This is a genomic window from Dongshaea marina (assembly GCF_003072645.1).
GTDB classification, from domain to species: Bacteria; Pseudomonadota; Gammaproteobacteria; order Enterobacterales; family Aeromonadaceae; genus Dongshaea; species Dongshaea marina.
The window spans coordinates 4,560,589-4,578,638 of record NZ_CP028897.1; the positions used below are offsets into that span (position 1 = coordinate 4,560,589).

At 51.7% G+C, this 18,050-nt stretch carries 15 protein-coding genes and 4 pseudogenes; 10 read left to right on the top strand and 9 right to left on the bottom strand.

All coding sequences use genetic code 11. The features are described from left to right. The first annotated feature begins 103 nt into the window (after window positions 1–103). Together DB847_RS21335 and ubiA are read left to right on the top strand one after the other, a co-directional pair. Window positions 104–670 (top strand): chorismate--pyruvate lyase family protein, encoded by a 567-nt coding sequence (locus tag DB847_RS21335; RefSeq protein ID WP_108652478.1) that lies wholly within the window; start codon window positions 104–106, stop codon window positions 668–670. Then, entirely contained in the window at window positions 667–1,536 is an 870-nt protein-coding gene (gene ubiA, locus DB847_RS21340; RefSeq protein ID WP_108652479.1) for a 4-hydroxybenzoate octaprenyltransferase, read from the top strand. The genes DB847_RS21335 and ubiA overlap by 4 nt, the downstream gene beginning before the upstream one ends. Window positions 1,537–1,920: 384 nt before the next feature. On the opposite strand, the gene DB847_RS21345 is transcribed toward ubiA, so the two are convergent. Next, window positions 1,921–2,121 carry a hypothetical protein gene (locus DB847_RS21345; protein WP_108652480.1) on the bottom strand — a complete coding sequence of 67 codons (201 nt, stop codon included), beginning with the start codon at window positions 2,119–2,121 and terminating at the stop codon, window positions 1,921–1,923. Between the two features lie 94 nt (window positions 2,122–2,215). After that, window positions 2,216–2,539: a stress response translation initiation inhibitor YciH gene (gene yciH, locus DB847_RS21350; RefSeq protein ID WP_108652481.1), complete on the bottom strand. Its 324-nt coding sequence runs from the start codon at window positions 2,537–2,539 to the stop codon at window positions 2,216–2,218. Between the two features lie 462 nt (window positions 2,540–3,001). On the opposite strand from yciH, the gene DB847_RS21355 reads away from it, so the two are divergent. Next, a protein-coding gene (locus tag DB847_RS21355) for an IS5 family transposase (RefSeq protein WP_108650678.1) occupies window positions 3,002–3,768 on the top strand; the annotation gives its coding sequence in 2 pieces (ribosomal slippage) (window positions 3,002–3,377 and window positions 3,377–3,768; 768 coding nt in all). A 9-nt stretch (window positions 3,769–3,777) separates the two neighbouring features. Here DB847_RS21355 and DB847_RS21360 read toward each other — a convergent pair. Beyond that, a complete protein-coding gene (locus DB847_RS21360; protein WP_108652482.1) occupies window positions 3,778–4,617 on the bottom strand; it encodes an aldo/keto reductase in 840 nt (279 codons plus the stop codon). A gap of 300 nt (window positions 4,618–4,917) precedes the next feature. Between DB847_RS21360 and DB847_RS21365 the strand changes: the two genes are divergently transcribed. After that, the gene (locus tag DB847_RS21365) at window positions 4,918–5,802 is read left to right on the top strand and encodes an IS982 family transposase (protein WP_108649402.1); all 885 of its coding nucleotides are present in this window, start codon (window positions 4,918–4,920) and stop codon (window positions 5,800–5,802) included. Between the two features lie 48 nt (window positions 5,803–5,850). On the opposite strand, the gene glpG is transcribed toward DB847_RS21365, so the two are convergent. Both glpG and glpE read right to left on the bottom strand, forming a co-directional pair. After that, window positions 5,851–6,693 (bottom strand): rhomboid family intramembrane serine protease GlpG, encoded by an 843-nt coding sequence (gene glpG / locus DB847_RS21370; protein ID WP_108652483.1) that lies wholly within the window; start codon window positions 6,691–6,693, stop codon window positions 5,851–5,853. Next, window positions 6,690–7,016, bottom strand: coding sequence for a thiosulfate sulfurtransferase GlpE (gene glpE / locus DB847_RS21375; protein WP_108652484.1), 327 nt, complete (start codon window positions 7,014–7,016; stop codon window positions 6,690–6,692). The genes glpG and glpE overlap by 4 nt, the downstream gene beginning before the upstream one ends. A 282-nt stretch (window positions 7,017–7,298) precedes the next feature. On the opposite strand from glpE, the gene metJ reads away from it, so the two are divergent. Continuing rightward, window positions 7,299–7,610, top strand: a complete 312-nt coding sequence (gene metJ, locus DB847_RS21380; RefSeq protein ID WP_108652485.1) for a met regulon transcriptional regulator MetJ — start codon at window positions 7,299–7,301, stop codon at window positions 7,608–7,610. A 248-nt stretch (window positions 7,611–7,858) separates the two neighbouring features. Here metJ and cysQ read toward each other — a convergent pair whose 3' ends face one another. Next, window positions 7,859–8,656, bottom strand: coding sequence for a 3'(2'),5'-bisphosphate nucleotidase CysQ (gene cysQ, locus DB847_RS21385; protein WP_108652486.1), 798 nt, complete (start codon window positions 8,654–8,656; stop codon window positions 7,859–7,861). 141 nt (window positions 8,657–8,797) lie between these two features. Further along, window positions 8,798–10,608: pseudogene (gene typA, locus DB847_RS21390) on the bottom strand (translational GTPase TypA). A 277-nt stretch (window positions 10,609–10,885) separates the two neighbouring features. Here typA and glnA point away from each other — a divergent pair. The 5 genes and pseudogenes from glnA to add all read left to right on the top strand — a co-directional run bounded on the left by glnA (window position 10,886) and on the right by add (window position 16,558). Next, window positions 10,886–12,295 (top strand): glutamate--ammonia ligase, encoded by a 1,410-nt coding sequence (gene glnA, locus DB847_RS21395; RefSeq protein ID WP_108652487.1) that lies wholly within the window; start codon window positions 10,886–10,888, stop codon window positions 12,293–12,295. 86 nt (window positions 12,296–12,381) lie between these two features. Next, window positions 12,382–12,921 carry a DUF4124 domain-containing protein gene (locus DB847_RS21400; protein ID WP_108652488.1) on the top strand — a complete coding sequence of 180 codons (540 nt, stop codon included), beginning with the start codon at window positions 12,382–12,384 and terminating at the stop codon, window positions 12,919–12,921. A 114-nt stretch (window positions 12,922–13,035) separates the two neighbouring features. Beyond that, on the top strand, window positions 13,036–14,079 hold the full coding sequence (gene glnL, locus DB847_RS21405; protein ID WP_108652489.1) for a nitrogen regulation protein NR(II): 1,044 nt from the start codon (window positions 13,036–13,038) through the stop codon (window positions 14,077–14,079). Between the two features lies 1 nt (window position 14,080). After that, window positions 14,081–15,561: pseudogene (ntrC, locus tag DB847_RS21410) on the top strand (nitrogen regulation protein NR(I)). Beyond that, window positions 15,558–16,558: pseudogene (gene add / locus DB847_RS21415) on the top strand (adenosine deaminase). Before ntrC ends, add begins: the two co-directional pseudogenes overlap by 4 nt. Before the next feature lie 67 nt (window positions 16,559–16,625). Here add and rfbC read toward each other — a convergent pair. Together rfbC and rfbA are read right to left on the bottom strand one after the other, a co-directional pair. Then, window positions 16,626–17,171 carry a dTDP-4-dehydrorhamnose 3,5-epimerase gene (gene rfbC / locus DB847_RS21420; protein ID WP_108652490.1) on the bottom strand — a complete coding sequence of 182 codons (546 nt, stop codon included), beginning with the start codon at window positions 17,169–17,171 and terminating at the stop codon, window positions 16,626–16,628. 5 nt (window positions 17,172–17,176) lie between these two features. Next, window positions 17,177–18,048, bottom strand: a pseudogene (gene rfbA, locus DB847_RS21425) (glucose-1-phosphate thymidylyltransferase RfbA). Window positions 18,049–18,050: the final 2 nt, after the last annotated feature.

Genomic DNA, 18,050 nt, shown 5'->3' on the forward strand with positions numbered 1-18,050 from the left:
GTCAAGAAAGGAGCTTCATTTGCTCCCTTACATTTTATCTCGCTTTACCTGATAATAAATCCCCTTTTCATTTAGCCGGTTCAGACAGATCGCAGCTGAGGATATGACAGCATTATCATCACTATCATCACAGTTAAGCCTTGAGTGGCAGGATTCATCCTGTTTTCCTAACCTGCCTCATAGACTCAGCGGCTGGTTAAACTCCCAGGATTCTATGACGGCCCGCCTCAAACGCCACTGCGCCCACTTCGAGGTTCTGCGGCTTAGTGAGAGCTGGTACAACAATGAGCAACATCAGCTGATCCGATTACTTGATGACGGCATGCTGTTTGGTCGTGAGGTATTACTGTGCTGTGATGAGAGCCCTGCTGTTTATGCCTGGACCCTGATCCCGGAAACAACGATCCAGGCCACCGGCCACCCCCTGATGCAACTAGCCGATCAACCTCTTGGGGAGCTGCTGTTCAAGGGTTCAAAGGCGCGCCGGGAGAGGCTACAATTAGCAACATTTGCTCAACATGAGCTGCCGCCTAAGGTATTACGCCACATCAAGCTTCAGAGTTCGGAGCCTTTGTGGGGACGCCGTTCCATGCTCTATTATCAGCAACACCCTCTGCTGGTTCATGAGCTTTTCCTTCCGGGGATGGCAGCTTACAAGGATAATCAATGAAGCTGACTCTCAGGCAACGCTGCACCGCCTATGCTCAACTCACCCGACTGGATAAGCCAATTGGCAGCCTGCTGCTGCTCTGGCCAACCCTGTGGGCACTGTGGATTGCCAACCAGGGTTTTCCCAGCCTCCACCTGCTTGTGGTTTTTGTCATAGGGGTTTTTGTGATGCGCTCGGCCGGTTGCATCATCAATGACTTCGCTGACCGAAAGCTTGATGGCGCGGTCAAACGTACCGCAAACCGCCCCCTTCCCAGTGGCACCCTGAGTGAAAAGGAGGCCAAGGGCCTCTTTACCGTCCTGGTGTTGATCGCATTCGGCCTGGTGCTCACTCTGAACCGATTCACTATCCTGCTCTCAATAATCGCGCTGGTGGTCACCATCTGTTATCCCTTCATGAAGCGGATCACTCATCTGCCACAGTTTGTTCTGGGTATCGCCTTCTCCTGGCCGATCCCCATGGCATTTGCCGCATCCCTTGGGCATATTCCACCCATCGCCTGGCTACTATTTATTGCCAACTACTTTTGGATCATCGCCTATGACACCATGTATGCCATGGTCGACCGGGATGATGATATTCGGATTGGCATCAAATCGACCGCTATCCTGTTTGGTCGCTTCGATCGCCTGTGGGTTGGGATATTTCAGCTACTGACCCTGCTGCCCCTGTTGTTGCTGGGAGAGATTGCCCGGCTCGGAGCTTTTTATCTGACCGGGCTGGCCGCCATGACGGCGCTGTTTGGTTATCAGCAGTATCTTATCCGTCACCGGGTGCGCACTGGATGCTTTCGAGCCTTTCTCAATAATAACTACGCCGGAGGCCTGCTGTTTATCGGGCTGGCGATTCATTACCTGCAGGGGTAAGAGAGAGGTTTATCCTGCGGATGGCCTGATTGCCGCTTTGCGGCAATTCACTTTTCCTAATAGCAACCGGGTTGCATTGCATGCTGCTCATATTGTGGCTGCCGCCACAGGTCTCGGGGTGCCGACAGCACATTACTTTTGTACCGCCAAAAGTAATCAAAAGCTCTCTTCGCGTGATGAGTCCCTCCATCAAGCTACGATGCTCGCCATCCATGGCTCGTTAAGTTAAAGGCTGCCTCTTAGCCCAAAGCAAACAGCCCTACTCAATATACCCTGTCACCTCAGATGCAAGAATGAAGTCCTGGTCTCTTTCATCTGGATGATGGAGTTTCATCATAAGGATCCAATGAAATGTAAAAAGATGAATCCCCACAACGTAAGAATTTATACATACTCAAGAACACCGGAGAGCCTAAGAGTAATGGTATTCACACCTCTATGTTGAGGGAGATGAAACTTAAGTGTCGCACTCATTCGATCATCAGCCGATAGATCAAGTGAAAGCCCTGTTAGCTCAGAGTCCAATAAGGAAGTATTGTTTTTCATAAACTCCTGAAGCTGCCTATTTTTACCTATCTCTTTCATCACTCCAGTCCTATTAGCGCCTTGAAAAACAGGGTGTCTGAGAACAACCTTGACCAGCAGCTTCAGGCAAAAAAATCAGTCCGCAGGGTAAGGGTCAGCCGCCTGCCAGTTTTACCTTATAGCCCTGCTTTTCGAGATACTCCTTGAGCTTTTCCCGGTTATCGCCCTGGATCTCGATCTGCCCCTGCTTGATAGCACCACCACAACCACACAATTTTTTGAGCTTCCCGGCCAGAAGCTTGAGCTCAGCATCATTAAGCTTGAGCCCTGTGATGATACAGACTCCCTTGCCCTTACGTCCCTTAGTCTGGCGAAGGATACGGATCACCCCATCATTTGGCCCTGAAGATGGTTTTGCCTCTGCGGGAGCTTTTTCCTGGTGAATCCGACCGGTCTCGGTGGAGTAGACTAATCCCATGGGATACCTCAAGTAAGATGGCCGTAAGGCGGCACTGGAAACGGGTTACCTGTGCAGGATAATCCAAACAGGTGTGCAAGCGAAACAGAAACTCTCATCTGCGCAATTAAGTTTTAATCTTAGCCATATCAAATGATCGATGGCTGATGTCTATCTAGAGCTATTTCGGATTAATCAGAATAATCACATTCGGCTCGACTAAAAGAATTTCAGGCTTTGCTAAGCTGACCTTCTGCAGCAGAGCGGCCAGGGGCGTGGTTGCATAGCAACAAGCGAGAGGCAGGGACGCCGAACTGGTAAGGGTTATCATGGATGATAATCGGCATTGCGAGTCAGCGTGTAAAGCCTGAGATTAATCACAGCGTTGTCTCCATTTATGGAGAAAATGCTCTAGGGGCTGTCGTCATGAGCGGACTAGTTTGAGTACAATATATTCTTTCATCATTAATCTGGAACTACACAATGAAGAGCCCAGCCCACCGACGCCATGACATATCAGACCGAGTATGGAGCCTAATCGAACCCCATATATTGGGAAGAAAAGGTGATTGGGGAAAGGCGGGTCGAGATAACCGACTCTTTATCAATGCTGTTTTTTGGATTTTAAGGACAGGCTCACCTTGGAGAGACCTTCCTCCCGATTATGGCGACTGGAAAAATACCCATCGACGCTTCAGTCGCTGGCGTGATAAGGGAGTTTGGGCTCGCCTCCAGGAACGTTTAATCCATGAGCCTGATTTTGAGTGGCTGATGATCGACGCCAGCCATATCAAAGTCCACCCAGATGCCAGCGGTGCTCAGGGAGGTAATCAGGATATGGGGATAACAAAAGGGGGCTAAACAGTAAAATCCACTTGGCTGTAGACTCTCATGGCATGCCTGTTAAGTGCTTTGTTACCTCAGGTACAACGGCAGACTGTTCTCAGGCCTTGGCTCTGATTGATAGTGTCGATGCTGAGTATTTACTGGCTGACAGAGGCTACGATACCAATGCCTTGGTCTCCCAAGCCGAGTTTCTGGGAATGAAAGTGGTTATTCCATCGAGGAGAAACCGGAAGGTGCTACGGGAGCATGATAAAGGTCTCTATAGAGTTAGGCATTTGGTAGAAAATGCTTTTCTTCATCTGAAGAGGTGGCGAGGAATCGCGACACGATATGCAAAAAATACCGCTTCATTTGAAGCGGCGGTTCAAATACGTTGTGTAGCACTATGGGCTGCCATCTTATGACGACAGCCCCTAGGGCACGGAATGTCCCCTGGAGGCCACCCACACCCGATACCACTGCTCAGGTGTCAGCCGATACCTCAGGGAATCTATGGCTGATTTGACCCGTTGGATCTGTCCCGAACCAATGATCGGTAGCGGCTGGCTTGGCAGAGTCATGATCCAGGCGTAGACCACCTGATCCAGGCTGGTGCATCCGAGCTCATCGGCGATCGACTCCAGCTCACGGTGTACCCTGCGCCCCTGCTCAGTCCTTGCTGAGAAAATATCTCCTCCCGCCAGGCAGGACCAGGCCATAGGGCGAGCTCTTAATCTCTGTAGCTGATCCAAAGTGCCATCGTCAACCACAGTGAAGTTGAGTGGATTGATTTCGACCTGATTGGTGACCAGGGGTTGATCCAGGCGTGACTGCAACAACTCAAACTGAGATGGAGTAAAGTTAGAGACACCAAAGTGTCGAACCTTTCCTGACTCTTTGAGCGTATTAAATGCTTCGACAACCTCATCGGCGTCCATCAAGGCGTCTGGGCGATGGATCAGCAGCAGGTCCAGGTAATCGGTATGCAGGCGCTTAAGAGAGTTTTCAACCGAGAGGACTATGTGCGCCTTGCTGGTATCATAGTGATTGATCTGACGCTCGGGAGTTGACGCTGATACCAACTTTATCCCACACTTTGAGACAATCTGCATCTTGGATCGTTGCACGGGCTCAAGCCTCAGGGCTTCACCAAACAGGGTCTCACACCGATAGTCGCCATAGATATCCGCGTGATCGACCGTAGTGACCCCAAGCTCCAGGTGCTGTTTGATAAATGCGAGTCGTTGCTGGGGAGACATCCCCCAGTCGGCCATCCGCCAATATCCCTGAACCAGCCGGGAAAACTGCGGCCCCCGGGGGCCATTAAAATACTTTGAACCTGAGACACAAGCATCCTTCCTGTAAGTGATGGTGAGCCATCACAAGTGGCTCTTTTCCTCAACCAAGTACACAACAAACTGCCTCATCCGGGAATAAAAGTCTATTGAAGGGCGAGGTGACCATGTAAACAAAGATTATCTAAGGAACCTGAGCTGCGCATAAGAGGGGAACTAAAAGCCCAAGCTGCGATCTGATCGTTTGTCCAGAACCATCAATCGCCAAGGAGCTTGGGCATGATCAATTTAGAAGCTATTTTCGTTGATGTCGATGATTTCTGTCAGGTCTTTCTACCCGCTTGGCAAAAACAGCAGATCTCCTTAGGTGTGAAGCAGCGGAACAGACCCTCTCGCCTGGCTGTCAGTGAAGTGATGACCATCGTCATCGCATTCCATCGCTTGGGATTCCGAGACTTTAAATCCTATTATCTTCAGTTCGTATGTAAGTACTGGAAAAGCGAGTTCCCCGGCCTGGTGAGTTACACCCGGATGTTGAAATTGATGCAAACGACCCTTGTCCCTTTGTGCTCCTATTTCACCCACAGACAAGCAAAACCTACTGGGATTGCATTCGTCGACTCAACAAAACTTCAGGTTTGCCATAACCTTCGCATCCCTCGACATCAAGTATTTCAAGGTGCTGCCAAGCGTGGCAAAGGAACCATGGGGTGGTTTTATGGATTTAAATTGCACCTTATCATCAATGATCAAGGTGGTGTTATCTCGGTCAAATTAACCCCAGCCAATGTTGATGACAGAACTCCTCTTCCTGAAATGTGCGAGCAGCTCTGGGGTTCACTCTATGGAGATAAAGGCTATATTTCAGGACCACTTGCAGAAGAGCTGGCAGACCAAGGGGTCACATTAATTACCAGCATCAGGAAGAATATGAAACCAAAGTTGATGCGGCTATGGGATAAGCTGATGCTTCGCAAACGCTTCATCATTGAAACCGTCTTTGATCAGCTGAAGAACATCTCTCAGATAGAACACTCACGGCATCGTAGCTGCGTCAGCTTTATGGTGAATCTCCTTGCTGGCCTCATTGCATATACCTTCCAGGAAAAGAAGCCGAGCATCCGAATGTCTCGGCTTGAAAAGGAAGCGCTTATGCAGATCTGAGGTTAAGGAGGGGCAGCAGGATCTTCCATGATCCTGCAAATCCGGGAGTTAACGGGATTTACGATGGAGCTTTTGCTCAACCAGGGCTTCCAGACATCCAACCACCAAGCCGGTCAGGTGGGCCGCATTTGCCAGTGACGGTGAGAAAAAGTCAAAAAAGCCCAGCACCAGCCACACCAGCATCAGGATGACCAGCCCCTTAGGAAACGAGAACGGAGAATCTCTGTCCAGCCAGTGACTCCACCACACATAGCCTAACAGGACATACACCACACCGGAAAGGCCACCAAAAGCCGGGCCACTGACCAAAAACTGCACCATGTTGGAGATCCCGGCGCCGAGAACCAGCAGCCATAGCAGACGCAAGCTGCCCTTATGGCGCTCGATCATGCCACCAAAGTACCACCACCATAGCAGGTTAAAAACCAGCGCCATCAAGCTAAAGTGAAACAAGGCCGGAGAGATATACCGCCAAATCTGCCAACTCCACAGGGCTTCAAGCCTGGTGTGGAACGATAGGGCATAGAAAAGCTGCTGCTCATATCCAAAAAAGCCCGACAGGTAGATCACAATCGCCAGGGCCGCAATCACCAGAGTCAGCGGGCCGGCATGAAGGATCACATTACTCCAGACTCCGGAAAGCCCGGAAGTTCCAAGCTTCAGTGAGGACTGTCCCACCTGCCAGGAGGCACTCCGGTAACGAGGATGACCAGGCTCAGCCATGAAGCGGCGGATCTCCAGCTCGGCCTGCTGAAGCTTTTGTTCATCCTCAAGCCAGATTTCGGCACCATATTCGGATAGATTGAGGTGGCAGGGGATTTGTTGGGTCTTGAGGTAATCGATGAGCGTCTGCGCCATTTCGGCATTTTCCATGACCAGTAGCTGTCTCATTGGCCCTTCACCTCATCCGGGTAGCTTTTTTGCCAGGCCTCAAAACCACCTCTTAGGCTATATACCTCGGAGAATCCCTGATTAAACAGATATTGAGCCGCTCCAATACTGCTGATCCCGTGATAGCAGATCACGATAATGGGTTGCTCAAAGTCAGCCTCCAGCATAAAGCGTGACAGGCTGGCATCGGTCAGATGAAATGCGCCCTTCACATGGCCCCTGGAAAAGCTATCGGGATCGCGAATATCTACCAGCAGAGCATTTCCCTGTGCCAATAAACGTCGTGCTTCATCGGGAGTTACCTGTGCGATCGACTCCTGCATACTGTTTACACCTCCAGCTTATGCGACTCATGAGTCTCGCACGATAGCATGCCCTAACCCCCAATCCCAATAGAAACTCTCAGCCCACACTTTTGGAGCCTAACTCTTGCTGAGTCGAGGGAATTATGCTGAGATCCCGCGGCGTAATCTCCCACCTTAGCTCGAGCTATCATCCGACAAACTCAGACATCCAGAGCTCCAGACAGTTAGATTGCTAAATTTTAATCTAATGGTACAATTAGCCCCTTAAATCACACGGATAAAATAGATTTCAGGTACCCCATGACGATTTGGAATGGCGAATATATCCCGCCCTATGCCGAGCACGGAAAGAAAAGCCAGCAGGTAAAAAAAATTACCGTTTCTATTCCTCTGAAAGTACTCAAGATCCTCACCGATGAAAGGACTCGTCGTCAGGTGAACAACCTGCGTCATGCCACCAACAGTGAACTCTTGTGTGAGGCGTTTTTGCACGCTTACACCGGGCAGCCTCTGCCTGAGGATGAGGATCTTCGAAAGGACCAAGCCGATGGGATCCCGGCTCAGGCTCTTGAGCTGATGAAAGAGCTTGGTATTGAACCGGATGAAGAATAGGAGTCAGGCTCAGCATTGAGCAAATTCCCACAGCAAACCCGCGTAGAGAAAGGGCAAACATTTGAGATGCCCAAAAAAGAAAAAGCAGGGCTAAAAGCCCTGCAAAAAGACCCAGAGGGAGTGCTCCACAACTCGTGTTACCGAACACAACCTGAAATCAACAGCAACTTCACTCTAGCAAAAACTAAACGCCATTTTTGAGACTGAAACCTTTTTCATGAGCAATTACTGGTAAAAAATCAGCCCTTTTATGCTGATTTAAGGATCCCGGCCAGCTCCTTAGCAGCCAAAACCATAAAATCCGGATTCTCCAGACTCTCACGCTGATTGTAGGTCAGTGGTTTTTGCTGCAACGACAGGATCTCTCCTCCCGCTTCTTCAACGATACACTGCACCGCAGCCGTATCCCACTCCCCTGTCGGGCCGACTCTGAGATATGCATCCACCCTGCCCGCGGCAACCGCACAAGACTTGAGTGAGCTTGAGCCCAGCGCAACAAACTGGTACTCCAAATCTCCCTTAAGCCTGGTTTTGATGAGATCCAGCTTTTGTCGACGGCTTACTGCAATTGTAAGTGACTCTCTCGTCTGCCGGGTATGGATCGGCTCAGGCACACTATCGAGGGCCTGATAATAAGCACCCTGTCCGCGACAGGCATAATAACAGTCCCCGCTCTCTGGCGCGCACACTACTCCCAATACGGGAATCCCCTCCTCGACCAGAGCAATCACGGTCGCGAAATCTCCGCTGCGAGCGATAAATTCCTGGGTGCCATCCAGGGGATCCACCAGCCAGTAACGTTTCCAGAAACTGCGCTCACTCAGCGGAATATCAGAGTCTTCCTCGGAGAGCACAGGGATCTCGGGCGCCAGCTCCGCCAGGGCTTTGGTCAGGTAGTCATGGGCCGCATAGTCGGCGCTGGTGACCGGGGTCTGATCGGCCTTGAGTTGCTGTTGGTAGTCCTTGCTCTGATACACCTTATGCAGGATCTCGGCTGCCTGCCTGGCGATAGCCAGGGTTTGAGGCAGAAGTTGGCTGGGAGTCATCTGCTCCTCCTTCGATGGGATGCGGGCTTGGGGAAGCCCCTATGATAGGGAGATTGCTCAGCAGACTAAAGCGTCAACCAGCAAAATTCAGATAAAAAAATAGCCCTCACTGAGGGCTATTTTATTCCAAGACAACCTTAATTAAGCACGGCTGGCACGCTTACGATCGGTCTCGGTCAGAAGCTTCTTACGAATTCGGATATGCACTGGAGTCACCTCGACTAGCTCATCATCGTTAATGAACTCGAGAGCCTGCTCCAGGGTCATGCGGATCGCCGGGGTCAGCTGGATGTTTTCGTCGGTACCTGAGGCACGAACGTTGGTCAGCTGCTTGCCCTTGAGGACGTTCACCGTCAGATCGTTGGTACGGGTGTGGATCCCCACAACCTGCCCCTCATACACCTGCTCACTTGGACCAATCATCAGCTTACCGCGCTCTTGAAGGTTCCATAGCGAGTAGCCCAGCGCCTTACCGGTTGCATTGGAGATCAAAACCCCGTTACTACGCTGGCCGATCTCACCCTCTTTACGCGGTGCATAGTGGTCAAAGCTGTGATAGATGAGGCCGGTTCCAGAGGTCAGGGTCATGAACTCGGTCTGGAAACCGATGAGGCCACGACTTGGGATGATGTAGTCGACACGGATACGCCCCTTACCATCGGGCAGCATCTGCTGCAGTTCACCCTTACGCAGGCCCAGCTGCTCGATCACTCCCCCTGGAACTCCTCAGGGATATCCACGGTTAGAGTCTCATACGGTTCCTGTGTCTGTCCATCGATTTCACGCATGATCACTTCAGGGCGGGATACCGCCAGCTCGAAGCCTTCACGGCGCATGTTCTCAATCAGGACACTCAGGTGCAGCTCACCACGGCCTGAGACGCGGAACTTATCGGGATCGTCCATCTGCTCAACACGCAGGGCCACGTTGTGCTTGAGCTCCTGCTCCAGGCGCTCTAAGATGTTACGTGAGGTCACGAACTTACCTTCCTGACCGGCAAACGGAGAGGTGTTTACCTGGAAGGTCATGGTGACGGTTGGCTCATCAACGCTCAGGGCTGGCAGAGCTTCAACCTGAGACTGGCTACAGATGGTATCGGAGATCTTAAGATCGCCCAGTCCTGTGATCGCAACGATATCGCCGGCACTCGCCTGCTCAACCTCGTTACGCTCCAGTCCGAGATAACCCAGCACCTGGCCAACCTTACCGTTACGGGTCTTGCCCTCTTTATCGATGATGCTGACCTGCTGGTTGGGCTTGATGGTGCCGCGCACGATACGGCCGATGCCGATAACCCCAACATAGGAGGAGTAATCCAGCTGAGAGATCTGCATCTGCAGCTCACCGGCAGGATCGGCCTGTGGCGCAGGGGCCTTCTCAACAATCGCCTCAAACAGAGCCGTCATATCTTCGGTCTGTTCCTCGGGATCCATCGCAGCATAACCGGCCAGAGCTGAGGTGTAGACCACAGGGAAGTCCAGTTGCTCATCGGTTGCACCCAGGTTGTCAAACAGATCAAACACCTGATCGATAACCCAATCCGGGCGTGCACCGGGACGGTCAATCTTGTTGACGACAACGATAGGCTTGAGGCCACGAGCAAATGCCTTCTGGGTGACGAAACGTGTCTGAGGCATAGGACCATCGACCGCATCTACCAGCAGCAGTACCGTATCGACCATAGACATTACACGCTCAACCTCACCACCGAAGTCGGCGTGTCCCGGGGTGTCTACAATATTGATGCGGTAATCTTGCCAATTGATCGCTGTGTTCTTAGCGAGAATGGTAATACCGCGCTCTTGCTCCTGTGCGTTAGAGTCGAGGATCCTTTCCTGACCTTCGTTGCTGCGCTCTAACGTTCCAGACTGTTGTAGCAATTTATCTACCAGAGTAGTTTTGCCATGGTCAACATGAGCAATAATCGCGATATTTCGCAGTTTATCTAACATTCCCGCCTCAGAGTCTTTCAGTTGAATAGGATAAAAAGAGGCAGTATTGTACTGATTGATCGAAAATCTGCCTAGAAAAAACTCAATCTATTGCACAATCCCAGTTGCACCAAGATGGACACCACTCTAGCGCATTGCACCAACAAGGTGCATGAGACAGGCTGTTTAAAATTTTCGATTTTGTTAGTGGTTGATTTTAAAGGATTTTAAAAGGTGGCACGGTTTCTGCAAAGAATCTGCTAGTTACTATTTTGCATACGGTCGAGGAGGACCCTGCATGTCAATCGAAGCAACTCTTCAGCTCATTAAAGAAAATGAAATCAAGTTTGTTGATCTGCGTTTTACCGATACCAAGGGTAAAGAGCAGCACGTTTCTATCCCTGCACACCAAATCGATAGCGACTTTTTTGAAGATGGCAAAGCGTTTGATGGCTCCTCCATCGCCGGCTGGAAAGGGATCAATGAGTCAGACATGCTGCTGATGCCGGATCCAACCACTGCTGTGGTGGACCCCTTCACCGAAGAAAATACCCTGATCGTTCGTTGTGACATCGTCGAGCCCGAGACTATGCAGGGCTATGACCGTGACCCTCGCTCCATCGCCAAGCGCGCCGAAGCCTTCATGAAGGCCGAAGGGATCGCCGATACCGCACTGCTGGGGCCTGAGCCTGAGTTCTTCATGTTCGATGATGTGCGTTTTCACACCGACATCTCCGGCAGCTTCTACCGCGTCGATTCAGAAGAGGCAAAGTGGAACTCTGGCAAGAGCTATGAAGAGGGTAACCTGGGTCACCGTCCCGGAATCAAGGGCGGCTACTTCCCGGTTGCACCGGTTGACTCCTCTCAGGATATCCGTAGCTCCATGTCTATGGTGATGGAGGAGATGGGCCTGGTGGTTGAAGCTCACCACCACGAAGTAGCAACCGCAGGTCAAAACGAGATCGCAACCCGCTTCAACACCCTAGTGAAAAAAGCCGACGAGCTGCAGATCTATAAGTATGTGGTGCACAATGTTGCTCACCTGTTCAACAAGACCGCGACCTTCATGCCCAAGCCGCTGGTCGGTGATAACGGCTCCGGGATGCACTGTCACATCTCACTACAAAAAGATGGTGAAAACCTGTTTGCTGGGGACGGCTACGGCGGCCTGAGTGAAACAGCGCTGTTCTTTATCGGTGGAGTCATCAAGCATGCTAAGGCGATCAACGCCTTTGCTAACGCTTCAACCAACTCCTACAAGCGTCTGGTTCCGGGCTTTGAGGCACCGGTAATGCTGGCCTACTCGGCTCGTAACCGCTCCGCTTCGATTCGGGTACCTGTGGTTGCTTCCGCCAAGGCGCGTCGCATCGAGATCCGCTTCCCGGATCCGACGGCTAACCCATATCTTGCCTTTGCAGCCATCGCGATGGCGGGTCTGGACGGGATCCACAATCGCATCCACCCGGGCGAGCCTATGGATAAAGACCTCTATGATCTGCCACCAGAAGAGGCGGCTGAGATCCCAACGGTTGCAGCCTCATTCTGTGAAGCTCTGGACTGTCTGGATCAGGATCGTGCGTTCCTGACCCGTGGTGGGGTATTCTCTGATGACTTCATCAACTCCTATATCGAGCTTAAGCGCCAGGAAGTTGAGCTGCTGAACGTCACGACTCACCCAATCGAGTTTGATCTCTACTACTCAGTTTAAACTGACCCTTTGGGAGGCCGGTACAATCTGGCCTCCCCAATTCTCCCACCGCCTGCTAATCTCATAAAAAACAACTGAAAATTGCTATGAACAGATTCAGCATCGCACTCTTGATCACTCTGCTACTGCCCTATCACCTGGTGTGTGCTAACGCCATCTACAAATGGGTTGATAAGCAGGGAGTCACTCACTTTACCGATACCCCGGTCTCGGGAGCAGAAAAAACCGATGTCAGACCCTCTATAGCAGCAAACATTCCTAAGGTTATCTCGGAGCCTGTAGTTGAGCAGGCCAAGGCAACAAGCTATCAATTATCACTGCTCCAGCCCAAAGATCAGACAACGATTCGCAACAACCAGGGGAATATTGCGGTCACCAGCAAGATTGCTCCCATGCCAAAAAGCTATCGCATGCAAGTATTTGTCGATGGGGCCTTGTTTAAGGAGATAAAAAATCAAACCTCTGTCTTGCTCAGTAATGTGGAGCGAGGGGAGCATCAAATCCAAACAAAACTGCTCTCTGATGATGGAGTACTTGAAGCTGAATCACCTGTTGTTACCGTGTATCTGCATCGGACCTCGATTCACGCACCGGCCAGGACCCCAAGAGCCGGAGTGGCGAACTAAAGATTCCGGGTTTTGTAAGCCTGCAAACGATTCAATAAATCAATGACTTGCAATCAGGCTACCAGGTCTGCAATCTGATACTATCCTAAACCAATCTGCCAACGGGAGAAGGCTGTGGGCCACAGTGTCAACTATGAGCAGCTTCTTGATAATCAATTAACTGCTGTCTTGCTGCTCACCCGTGAATTGCAGATCATCTACGCCAACCCGGCAGCAGAAGATCTGTTCAGTCGCAGCATCCGTCAGTTACAAAAGCTCGCCCTGCCGTCACTGATCCGTAAAGAGGATCTTGATTGCAACTGGCTTTGTGAGCAGCTGATACAGCATCAAAGCCTGAGAGTCTGTGAAATTCGCCTTGAGCTACCCTCCCAGAATCATATTCTGGATCTCAGCGCCAACCTTATCGAAGGCGAGCAGGGCTCACAGATCCTGATGGAGCTCCATCCCCAGGATCTGCACCTTAACAGTCAGCCACAGCTCCACCCTCAACAAAGAGCGCTGCGCCAGCTGCTGCGAAACCTGGCTCACGAGATCAAAAACCCCTTGGGAGGCCTCAAGGGGGCAGCTCAGCTCCTCTCCAAGCAGCTTACCGATCCTAAGTGGCAGCCCTATACTGAGATGTTACTCAGCCAGAGTGAGCGGCTCGCTCAGCTGGTCGAGCGGATGCTTGGACCGCGCAAACTCGAACCGATGCAGCCGGTCAACCTGCATCAACTGCTTGAGCAACAACTTGAGCTCTTAGCAATCGATACTCCCAAAGCGATTGTATTTAAGCGGGACTATGATCCCAGCCTGCCGGAGATCCCGGTTGCCAGCGCCTCCCTGCAACAGGCCCTGCTGAATATCATGCTCAACGGCATTCAGGCGATGGGTGACAGTGGCACCCTGAACATAAAGACCCGCTCAATTGCTAATATGACCCTCAACAACAAACGCTACCGCCTGACCGCTATGATCACTATTGGTGACACTGGCCCGGGGATCCCGGATGAGATCCGCCCTAACCTCTTTGTCCCCATGGTCACCGGACGCGCCGATGGTACAGGCCTTGGCCTTTCGATTGCGCAGGAGCTGATCGCAAGGCATGATGGCCATATTGAGTGGCAGAGCGACCCGGGAGACACCAGCTTTACCCTTTATCTTCCCTATCAGGAGTAACATGGAACAGACAGTCTGGATCCTTGATGATGACCCGGCGATTCGCTGGGTCTTAGAGCAAACCCTGGCTCAGGACAGCCTCAAATGTCTTTCATTCAGCCAGGGACAGGAGCTGCTGGATGCACTGGATCTGCATCCTCTTCCCAGCCTGGTAATTACCGACATCCGCATGCCCGGCATGGATGGACTGACCCTGCTACAACAGCTCCAGCAGCAGTACCCTGAACTCCCGGTGATCGTGATGACCGGTTACTCAGATCTCGACAGCACGGTCAGCGCCTACCAGCATGGCGCCTTCGATTACCTGGCAAAACCCTTTGATCTGGATGAGGTGCAATCTCTCATTCACAAAGCATTACATCAGCATCAGGAGACTCAACCACAGCAGATCCAGCTCAGTGAACAGAGCCGCCTGATAGGTCAATCTCCGGCGATGCAGACCCTGTTTCGCACCATAGGTAAGCTCTCGCGCAGCAGTGTTTCGGTGCTGATCACCGGCCCCTCCGGAAGTGGTAAGGAGCGGGTTGCCGAGGCCCTGCACCAACATAGTCCTCGTAGTGATGGTCCCTTCATCGCCCTCAATATGGCAGCGATCCCCATGAACTCATAGAGTCTGAGCTGTTTGGTCATGAGAAAGGTGCCTTTACCGGCGCTCATCAGGTGCGCCAAGGGCGGTTTGAACAGGCCAGAGGTGGCACTCTGTTTCTCGATGAAATTGGTGATATGCCACTGGCGATCCAAACCCGCTTATTACGGGTCTTGGCCGATGGAAGCTTCTATCGGGTCGGTGGACAGCAACTGCAGCAGGCGGATGTCAGGATCATAGCCGCAACTCACCAGGACCTGATGCGCAAGGTTGAACAGGGGAGTTTTCGTGAAGATCTCTACCACCGCCTCAATGTGGTGCATCTTGAGATCCCGGCACTGGCAGCAAGGCGCGAGGATGTGCAGCTACTGGCGCAGCATTTTCTACAGCGCTGCGCCCAGGAGCTTGAAGAGCCAGCCAAGCAGCTCTCACCGGAGGCGCTATTTTTGCTGCAGAACCATCCCTGGCCCGGTAATGTTCGCCAGCTGGAGAATCTGTGTCGCTGGCTCACCGTGATGGTGGGGCATCAGCTGATCAATGACACGGATCTGCCGGGAGAGTTTCAAAACCACCATTCCGACGCGACGCCAAATCAACCCTGGCAGGAGCTGTTTGAGCAGTGGGCCTCCCAGCAGTTAGCATCCGGGGTCGGAGTGGATGTGACCGGACTTGAACTTAAGCTTGAGAGCATCCTGACCCGGCTGGCCCTGGAAAAATGTGCCGGCCACAAACAAAATGCCGCTAAGCTTCTGGGCTGGGGTCGCAACACCCTGACCCGTAAACTTCAACAATTTTCAGTGGAGTGCCCGGAGTTACAGCCCTACCTCGAAAATTCAGCCAAAGAGCCGAAGGCACACCCTGGCAGCCCGATATCAACCGAAGGGACAAGCTCATGATCAATAAAAACCTTCCCCTGCTGGATCTCTACATCGCCACCTGGATGGCAATATCCACCCACAAACCATTCTGGAGCTGGGGCAGCGACATGGCATCGAGCTGCCGGGAGCCGATCTCGAATCTCTGCGTCCCCATGTGCAGATCATTGAGAACGTACCCTCTCTGGTGGCCTTTTTGAGTAAGCTCGACTGGGGAGTTAAGGTACTGGCCGATTATGATGCCTGCTACCGGGTTGGCTATGAGAATGCCGAAGATCTCAAGCGCGCAGGAATCGATTATGCCGAGCTTCGCTTTAGCCCGGCTTACATGGCGATGACTCATAAGCTGGCACCACAAGGCGTGGTCGAAGCGGTGCTGGATGGGGTTGCGGCAGGATGTCGCGACTTTGGGGTCAAAGCAAAGCTCATCGGCATCATGAGCCGCACCTTTGGCGTTGAGCAGTGTATGGGCGAACTTGATGCCTGCCTGGCCCTTAAGGATAAGCTGGTGGCGATTGACCTTGCCGGTGATGAGCTGGGATTCCCCGGCGAGCTCTTCAAAGAGCACTTTACAAGGGTGCGCAAAACCGATCTGCAGATCACAGTGCATGCAGGTGAAGCTGCGGGCCCCGAGAGTGTCTGGCAGGCGCTGGACGACTTTGGTGCCAGACGCATTGGCCACGGCGTTCGGGCGATCGACGATCCTAAGCTTATGGAACGCCTGGCTAAAGAAAAGATAGGGATTGAGTCCTGCCTCACCTCCAACATCCAAACCAGCACTGTCAGTGATATCAAGCAGCACCCTCTCAAGGCCTTCCTGGCACAAGGCGTATTGGCTTGTCTGAATACCGACGACCCTGCGGTCGAAGGGATTGAACTTGCCCACGAATACAATGTGGCAGCCCACGATGCGGAGCTCACTTAGCAAGAGATAGAACTCTGCCAACGCAACGCTCTGGAGATGGCGTTGTTAAGCGCCGGTGAGCGCCTTGAGCTAGTGCAGCCTAAAGAAGGCTAAAGTAGTCCAAATACAAAAGGCCTGCCTATAACCAGGCTGGCCTCAAAAATCACGTATTTGCTATGGGCTAATCGAGCTCAGCCTTATCGAAAGGTGGCGCAAGCCTATCCTTCTCAGCAAGAAGAGGCTCAAAATCAAAAGGCCAGCTAATGTTTAGGGTTGAGTCATTCCAGGCAATGCATCGCTCACTGTGAGGGGCATAATAGTCTGTCGTTTTATATAAAAACTCTGCTGTCTCACTTAAGGTCACAAAACCATGTGCGAAACCGGCTGGAATCCACATCTGCTGTTTATTTTCTGCGGAAAGATGCGCTCCAACCCATTGACCAAAAGTGGCTGAGCCCTGACGAATATCGACAGCTACATCAAACACCTCACCGGCAACACAGCGTACCAACTTTCCCTGGGCATGGGGAGCTAATTGATAATGCAGACCTCGAAGTACTCCTCTGGCAGATTTGGAATGGTTATCCTGAACAAACTCAACCGATCTCCCAATCGCAGCCTCAAACTGCTTTTGGTTATAGCTCTCAAAGAAGAAGCCTCTTTCGTCACCAAATACTTTTGGCTCGATAATCAATACATCGGGAATTTCTGTTTTTATGATATTCATCGCACTTAACTCTTAATCATATCCAATAGATATTGGCCATAGGCATTCTTGGCCAGAGGTTTTGCCAGTTTACGGACCTGCTCAGCATCGATAAACCCTTTACGGTAAGCAACCTCCTCCGGACAAGCAACCTTGAGCCCTGACGATGCTCTATGGTTTGAATAAAGTTCGTTGCCTCAATCAGGCTTTCATGGGTTCCGGTATCGAGCCAGGCATAGCCTCGCCCCATCATGGCAACAGATAGCTCTCCCTGTTTGAGATAAGTGCTATTCACATCGGTGATTTCTAGCTCCCCGCGAGCCGAGGGCCTCAGGCATTTAGCGATATCAACAACCTGGCTGTCATAGAAGTAGAGTCCGGTAACGGCATAATTGCTCTTCGGCTGCGCTGGCTTCTCCTCAAGTGACAGCGCATTCCCTTGATCATCAAACTCGACGATCCCATAGCGCTCAGGATCTTTGACATGATAAGCAAAAACAGTTGCTCCGCTGGCATTAGCCGCGTCTTCAAGCTGTTGCTGTAGATTGTGACCATAGAAAATGTTATCGCCAAGTACTAAGGCACAGGGATCATCCCCGATAAAATCTTCCCCTATGATAAATGCCTGGGCTAATCCGTCCGGTGATGGCTGTACCGCATACTGCAAATTAAGTCCCCACTGGCTACCATCACCCAGCAGCTGCTCAAAACGTGGCGTATCCTGGGGAGTACTGATGATTAGAATATCCCGGATCCCCGCCAGCATCAGAGTCGTCAGCGGGTAGTAGATCATCGGCTTATCATAGATGGGCAGCAATTGTTTACTTACAGCCATAGTCACCGGATAAAGGCGAGTCCCAGACCCACCGGCAAGAATAATCCCTTTGCGTGCTGTCATCA

Coding starts and splice junctions, on each gene's coding strand:
- DB847_RS21365 (WP_108649402.1), top strand. CDS start 4,918: ATGATCAATTTAGAAGCTATTTTCGTTGATGTCGATGATTTCTGTCAG.
- metJ (WP_108652485.1), top strand. CDS start 7,299: ATGACGATTTGGAATGGCGAATATATCCCGCCCTATGCCGAGCACGGA.
- rfbC (WP_108652490.1), bottom strand. CDS start 17,171: ATGAATATCATAAAAACAGAAATTCCCGATGTATTGATTATCGAGCCA.
- DB847_RS21360 (WP_108652482.1), bottom strand. CDS start 4,617: ATGGCCGACTGGGGGATGTCTCCCCAGCAACGACTCGCATTTATCAAA.
- glnA (WP_108652487.1), top strand. CDS start 10,886: ATGTCAATCGAAGCAACTCTTCAGCTCATTAAAGAAAATGAAATCAAG.
- yciH (WP_108652481.1), bottom strand. CDS start 2,539: ATGGGATTAGTCTACTCCACCGAGACCGGTCGGATTCACCAGGAAAAA.
- glpG (WP_108652483.1), bottom strand. CDS start 6,693: ATGAGACAGCTACTGGTCATGGAAAATGCCGAAATGGCGCAGACGCTC.
- ubiA (WP_108652479.1), top strand. CDS start 667: ATGAAGCTGACTCTCAGGCAACGCTGCACCGCCTATGCTCAACTCACC.
- cysQ (WP_108652486.1), bottom strand. CDS start 8,656: ATGACTCCCAGCCAACTTCTGCCTCAAACCCTGGCTATCGCCAGGCAG.
- DB847_RS21400 (WP_108652488.1), top strand. CDS start 12,382: ATGAACAGATTCAGCATCGCACTCTTGATCACTCTGCTACTGCCCTAT.
- DB847_RS21335 (WP_108652478.1), top strand. CDS start 104: ATGACAGCATTATCATCACTATCATCACAGTTAAGCCTTGAGTGGCAG.
- DB847_RS21345 (WP_108652480.1), bottom strand. CDS start 2,121: ATGAAAGAGATAGGTAAAAATAGGCAGCTTCAGGAGTTTATGAAAAAC.
- glpE (WP_108652484.1), bottom strand. CDS start 7,016: ATGCAGGAGTCGATCGCACAGGTAACTCCCGATGAAGCACGACGTTTA.